Here is a 6,186-nt window from a genome sequence, read left to right on the forward strand (position 1 = left end):
TACAGCTATTCATTGGGAATGTAAATCACTCTAATTTTCATCACACATTTTCATATAAATACCATTTAAAATATATTCCGACGCGTGTCCGTCTCCATACGGATTTTTAGCATCCGCCATCCGTTGATACTCTTGCGGATCATCCAGTAACTGGTTCATCGCTTGCGTGACCTGTTGACCATCGGTACCGACTAACTTCAGTGTTCCAGCCGTAACCCCTTCTGGTCGTTCCGTCATGTCCCGCAAAACCAGCACCGGTTTATTCAGTGACGGTGCCTCTTCCTGCACACCACCCGAATCGGTCATAATAAAGTAGCTACGCGCCGCCATGTTATGAAAATCAACAACATCTAACGGATCAATTAAATGAATCCGCTCCGTATTACCTAGGATCCGGTGGGCAATTTCTTGGACGACCGGGCTTAAATGCACCGGGTAAACGACTTCAACATCCGGATGTTGTTTTACAACACCTTTGATGGCGGTAAAGACCGCTTCCATCGGTTGTCCTTGGTTTTCGCGTCGGTGCATGGTTAATAAAATCATCCGGTGACCCGGTTTGATCAATTTTAAGGCGTCGTGTTGGTAATCTTGCGAAACGGTCTGCTTTAGCGCGTCAATTGCCGTATTTCCCGTTACCGTGATGTTCGCGTCCGGATGATTTTCCTTAAGCAGATTTTGCCGACTAAGTTCGGTGGGCGCAAAGTACATGTCCGCTAAAACGTCGGTTAGCTGCCGATTCATTTCTTCTGGGAACGGCGAGTACTTATTCCACGTCCGCAAACCGGCTTCGACGTGTCCCACGGGAATCTGGTGGTAAAATGCGCTGACACTGGCCGCAAAGGTGGTCGTTGTATCGCCGTGGACGAGCACGATATCCGGACGCACTTCGTCCATGATTGCATCCAATTTTGTGAGTACCCGGCTAGTAATACCCGCTAACGTCTGGTTAGGCTGCATAATATTTAAATCGTAATCCGGCACAATATGGAAAATTTCAAGAACCTGATCCAACATTTCACGGTGTTGTGCCGTCACCACTGTCACCGGCATAAACCGCTCTTGTTGCTGCAACTGTAAGACGATGGGAGCCATCTTGATAGCTTCCGGACGGGTCCCAAAAATCGTCATGACTTTAATTTGTTTTGCCATTAATATTCACCCATTTTCGAAAATTGCTACACTATTATCATAACGTTTAACCCGTCCACGAGCCACCCGTAACGACTAAATGTTAGCATTCCTTTATTTATTAAGTCCATAAGAAAAGTGCTTGAAATCGAAAACTGATTTCAAGCACTTTTGATTAAATTAACGCTTTAAATAACCGTGCCAAACGTATCCCTTAACCTTATTATTCGTTGAGTGAACGTAGTAGTACACGTATTTCTTACCGTTATACTTCTTGACCGTCACTTTTTCAGTCTTAACAAAGTGTGTCTTCGGGTAATTCTTCAAGTTATGCGTCTTCACAAACTGGAAGTTCTTAGAACTGCCCTTAAAGGCGTACGTTGAGCCCTTCGACTTCTTACCGTTAATGACCCGGTAAGTCTTGGCCTTAACGTTACTCCGCTTAGTAACCTTATTATCTAAACGTTTCAGGTACTTGTGCCATACCCAGCCAGTATTCTTACCCGACTTAACGTGATAGTACAAGTACGTTTTACCGTTAGTTCGAGCAATGTAAGCCCGTTTATCAACCTTGAAGTACTTATTCTTAACCGACTTCAAGTCAAAGCTCTTCTTAAAGGTAAAGTTCGTCTTTGGTCCGTTCATGTTGTAGGCTTTGCCACTCGTCTTACTTACCTTGTAGTAATTCGATAACTTGCCAGCCTGCTTAGTTACTGATTTGCCCATCATCTTCTTGAAAGTGAGTAAGGATTGTAACGGGTTCCCATTTGGATCAAACAATGCTTGGTTATCGTAGGACGAAGCACCCCAATATGAGTCAACGTTAGTCTTTTGACCCGCATACCCTGCGTCACCGTAATAGTCCGCGGCATACTTAGTGGCCCAACCAGTTCCGTATTTTTCGTCCATATCACGGTTATATTGGTAGTTATCCCAACCGGCTTTTACTGGAATCCAGGCTGGTTCCCAGTAGAAGGCCCCTAAGGCTTTACCGTTACCATTTTGCATAACCGTCTTCCAGACATCGCTGATAGAATCAGATTGGCCTTGCACCGAAATCTTAAACGGTGGGTTAGCGATGTCCCCCACGATGTTTGGTTGACCGTCCATGTCGTCGGTCGTGTAAGGATAACTCATTTCCATAACGGCAAATTTCTTACCATACTTCTGAGTGATCACATTTTCCGCGCCAATTAAATTAGAATTAGGACCATTCCAATGTGGATAATAAGTTGCTCCCATCACGTCATAGTTAACTTTATTGGTTTTTAATTCACCGGCAATTTTATCGAAGGATTCCGCAGTCGGTGATTCGTAGTGAACTGCAGCCAAGGCTTTAGGTGCGTACTTGTGTACGGCGTTGACCCCTTCGGCGATAAATTGCATGTACTTAGCAGGATCAGATTCTTGCATCATACCCTTAGTCGTTTCATTCCCAACTTGGACCATGCCGACGTTCACACCGGCCTTAGTCATTTGTTGCATAACGTCCTTGGTGTAATCGTAAACGGCTTGCTTTTTCTGTTTAAAAGTGTAGTTCTTCCACGCTTTTGGTAGGGCCTGCTTAGCAGGGTCCGCCCAAAAATCAGAATACTGTAAATCAACCAAGACTTTCATATGGTGCTTAGTCGCATCTTTCCCGGTTTTAATGGCGTTCGCTAACGTTGAATCCCCACCACCATAAGTGTGACCGGCTTTATCATAAGGATCGTTAAAAATCCGCAGGCGGACGTAGTTAACCCCCGCGTCTTCCAACGTCTGCATGATGTCTTGTTGTTTGCCCTTATAGTTGTAATACTTAACGCCGGCGTTTAATTCCGCTTGCAAACTGGAAATATCGACCCCGCGAATCGTATTCTTAGTAACCCCTTTGACGGGCGTCACGCTCACCTTATCTTCCTTGGCGTTCGTGGTCCCGTCGGCGTTGGCTTGGGCATTCAGGCCACTCAAACCGAGTGTCCCCAGTCCGAGTACCACGGCCGCAGCCACTAATCCTTTGTACTTCATAACTTGCTTTCCCCGCTTTCTACAAAATCTAGGATTATTATACGCCTTTTGTTAGCTAAATTAATTAAAAAAATTATATTATCTTCACAAAAACGTCAAAAAAGCACGGTTGACTGACCGTGCTCGGGTGCCATTTAAAATTTCTTCGTCCGCATCAAAATTCGCTGAATCTGGTAGGCCACCTGGTTATCACCGGCAAAAACACCCTGATTTTCAAACAAGACTAAGGCCACCCGCCCATCGCGGGTTCCCATGTAATAAGTATGAAACGCGTTATCGTTGCCACCGACCCGGATGTGCCCGTTTGGTTGGTAGTAGACGCCCCCCGAATAGCGCGGCGTAAAATCACTCGTCAGCTCCCGCAACCCAGCCTGACCAACTAACTGGCCACTCTGGAGGTGGGCCATAAATTTATAATAATCGCCCACACTCATATACAAGCTGCCGCAACCGAGTTCGCTGGATTGTAGTGGTTTCGAAATCAAGGTGCCTTGTGAAAACCCGTTAGTCAGACGGTACGCTAACGGGTTGACCACGTTACCCGGAATGTCGTTATAGGCAAAGGTATGCTTTAACCCCAGTGGCTTGATGATCACGTTGTTCAGCATCGTCATGTAGGAACGGTGTGACACCTTGCGGATGATCCCCGCTAAAATGGTAAAGTTCGCGTTGGTGTAAAAGTAAGCGTGGTCCGCCGTCGACTTAACGTGGCGCAGCGTAAAGTTGATTTGGGCCGCTTCGGTCGGCAAAATCGACTTCGGTAACGGCTCCGCCATTCGCAATCCCGAACGGTGGTCCAATAGTTGCCGAATCGTAATTTGATCCGCGTACGGAACTTGTGGGTAAAAGCGGCTTAACGGGGTCGTCATCGTCAGCTCGCCCTGATTAATCAGGTGCTGGATCACGGTAGCCGTCAGCGCCTTTTGCAACGAAGCTAGCGGGTAGGCCTCCGTTTTAGTATTACGAATCCGCTTGTTCAAATCGGCATACCCGTACGTTCGTACTTTCGCCCCCTTGGGACCATTGGTGGTCACTAACAACGTTCCCATAATTTGGTGGCGCTTAATCAACGCGTCGATTTGCGCCATCGCCTGCGCTTGGGTCAGTTGTCCCGGGTCCCGGGGCTGAACCGACGTCTTTTTTTTAACCACCTTTTTAACCGCTTGGGGTTTAGTGACCCGCGCGTTGTCCACTTTAACCGTTCGCGAGCGCTTGGGTGTTAGTTTGTTAAGCTGTTGATCAGCCCAGAATCCCCCACCAACGATCATTAAAAATCCTGCTATAATAATGACAACGCTCCAGACACGTTTTCTCATCCCTACTCCCCCCATCGTGTGTCCATAGCGTACGACCGGAGTGAGAAAAATGCACGGATTGTTGCGTTAGTGTTAGTCCGCCGAACCAAAATCGACGGTTGATTTTTAGCATATTCACTAAAAAGGTGCCAAAAATTAGTTATTTTAACTCGTGCAATTCACGAACATAACCAGTAAACTTAGTTCCATAGTTAACTTATACACGGAAGGATGATTATATGAGTCAAGCAACTGATTATTTACAACACGTTTACGCGGTGATTGAACACCGTGACCCCCATCAGGCCGAATTTTTAGAAGCCGTCCACGACTTTTTACAAACCATGACGCCGGTATTTGAAAAGCATCCCGAATATATCGAAGCCAACATCTTGGAACGTTTAACCGAACCCGAACGGGTCATTCAATTCCGCGTACCGTGGTTGGATGACGCCGGGCACGCCCAGGTCAACCGGGGCTTCCGGGTCCAGTTCAACTCAGCCATCGGACCGTATAAGGGCGGCTTGCGTTTACACCCTTCCGTTAACCTCAGCATTATTAAATTCTTAGGCTTTGAACAGATTTTCAAAAACTCCCTGACCGGGCTTCCCATTGGTGGGGGCAAGGGGGGCTCCGACTTCGACCCAAAGGGTAAGTCGGACAACGAAATCATGCGCTTCTGCCAAAGCTTCATGACCGAACTCAGCAAGTACATCGGCTTGGACACCGACGTACCGGCCGGTGACATCGGCGTCGGGGGGCGCGAAATTGGTTACCTTTACGGCCAATACAAACGTTTGCGCGGAGCCGACCGCGGCGTCTTGACCGGTAAGGGCTTAAGCTACGGCGGTTCGCTCGCCCGGCCCGAAGCAACTGGTTACGGCTTAGCCTACTACACCAATGAAATGTTAAAGGCGAACGACTCAACGTTCACTAATAAAAAGGTCGCCATTTCCGGGGCCGGTAACGTCGCCATCTACGCCATCCAAAAAGTCGAAGAACTGGGTGGTAAGGTGATCACCTGTTCCGACTCCAACGGTTACGTCATTGACGAAAACGGGATTGACTTTAAGGTCGTTAAGCAGATCAAAGAAGTTGAACGCGGCCGCATTAAGGACTACGCCGAACGGGTAACCGGCGCTAGTTACCACGAAGGTTCCGTTTGGGACGCCCAGTTAGCCTACGACATCGCCCTACCGTGTGCGACCCAAAACGAAATTGACGGTGCCAAGGCCCAAACCATCATTGCCAACGGTGCCAAGGCCGTGGCGGAAGGTGCCAACATGCCAAGCAACCCCGACGCCATTGCGGCGTACAAAGCAGCCGGCGTTTTATACGGTCCCGCTAAGGCTGCCAATGCCGGTGGGGTCGCCGTTTCCGCCCTCGAAATGAGCCAAAACAGCATGCGCCTCAGCTGGTCATTTGACGAAGTTGACGGGCGGCTTAAGACCATCATGCAAACCATCTTCGCCAATTCCGTGGCCGCGGCCGACGAATACGGCGTCAATGGCGACTACCTCAGTGGTGCAAACATTGCCGGTTTCACCAAGGTGGCCGACGCAATGCTCGCGCAAGGATTGGTTTAAAAGTGATAAAAAACGTTTACGGCTCCAAATCTGGAGTGCGGGATATACTCCTCTTTGGGTAGACAAGCAAATAATCAAAGCTTGCCTACCTAAGGAGGAGTTTTTCTATGGGCAGAAAAGGTTCTCGCTATACGATTAAAGAGAAGTTGTTTTACATTGGTCTAGTT

Annotated in this window: 4 protein-coding genes; 1 reads left to right on the forward strand and 3 read right to left on the reverse strand. The window is 48.0% G+C overall.

Annotated elements, in window-relative coordinates; genetic code table 11:
• Positions 1-30: 30 nt before the first annotated feature.
• The 3 genes from wecB to D1831_RS13555 form a co-directional block, all read right to left on the reverse strand.
• Complete coding sequence (gene wecB, locus D1831_RS13545) at positions 31-1,152, reverse strand: non-hydrolyzing UDP-N-acetylglucosamine 2-epimerase (protein WP_125073376.1); 1,122 nt, start codon at positions 1,150-1,152, stop codon at positions 31-33.
• A 159-nt stretch (positions 1,153-1,311) separates the two neighbouring features.
• Positions 1,312-3,138: a glycoside hydrolase family 53 protein gene (locus D1831_RS13550; RefSeq protein WP_125073377.1), complete on the reverse strand. Its 1,827-nt coding sequence runs from the start codon at positions 3,136-3,138 to the stop codon at positions 1,312-1,314.
• A gap of 134 nt (positions 3,139-3,272) precedes the next feature.
• Entirely contained in the window at positions 3,273-4,454 is a 1,182-nt protein-coding gene (locus tag D1831_RS13555) for a serine hydrolase domain-containing protein (protein ID WP_125073378.1), read from the reverse strand.
• A 218-nt stretch (positions 4,455-4,672) separates the two neighbouring features.
• Between D1831_RS13555 and gdhA the strand changes: the two genes are divergently transcribed.
• Positions 4,673-6,019: an NADP-specific glutamate dehydrogenase gene (gene gdhA / locus D1831_RS13560; protein WP_125073379.1), complete on the forward strand. Its 1,347-nt coding sequence runs from the start codon at positions 4,673-4,675 to the stop codon at positions 6,017-6,019.
• The last annotated feature ends 167 nt before the right edge of the window (positions 6,020-6,186 follow it).

Source organism: Lactiplantibacillus garii (assembly GCF_003885105.1).
Classification (GTDB): Bacteria; Bacillota; Bacilli; order Lactobacillales; family Lactobacillaceae; genus Lactiplantibacillus; species Lactiplantibacillus garii.

Excerpts from the sequence above, each read along its gene's own strand:
- wecB (WP_125073376.1), bottom strand. The coding sequence starts at position 1,152 with ATGGCAAAACAAATTAAAGTCATGACGATTTTTGGGACCCGTCCGGAA.
- D1831_RS13550 (WP_125073377.1), bottom strand. The coding sequence starts at position 3,138 with ATGAAGTACAAAGGATTAGTGGCTGCGGCCGTGGTACTCGGACTGGGG.
- D1831_RS13555 (WP_125073378.1), bottom strand. The coding sequence starts at position 4,454 with ATGAGAAAACGTGTCTGGAGCGTTGTCATTATTATAGCAGGATTTTTA.
- gdhA (WP_125073379.1), top strand. The coding sequence starts at position 4,673 with ATGAGTCAAGCAACTGATTATTTACAACACGTTTACGCGGTGATTGAA.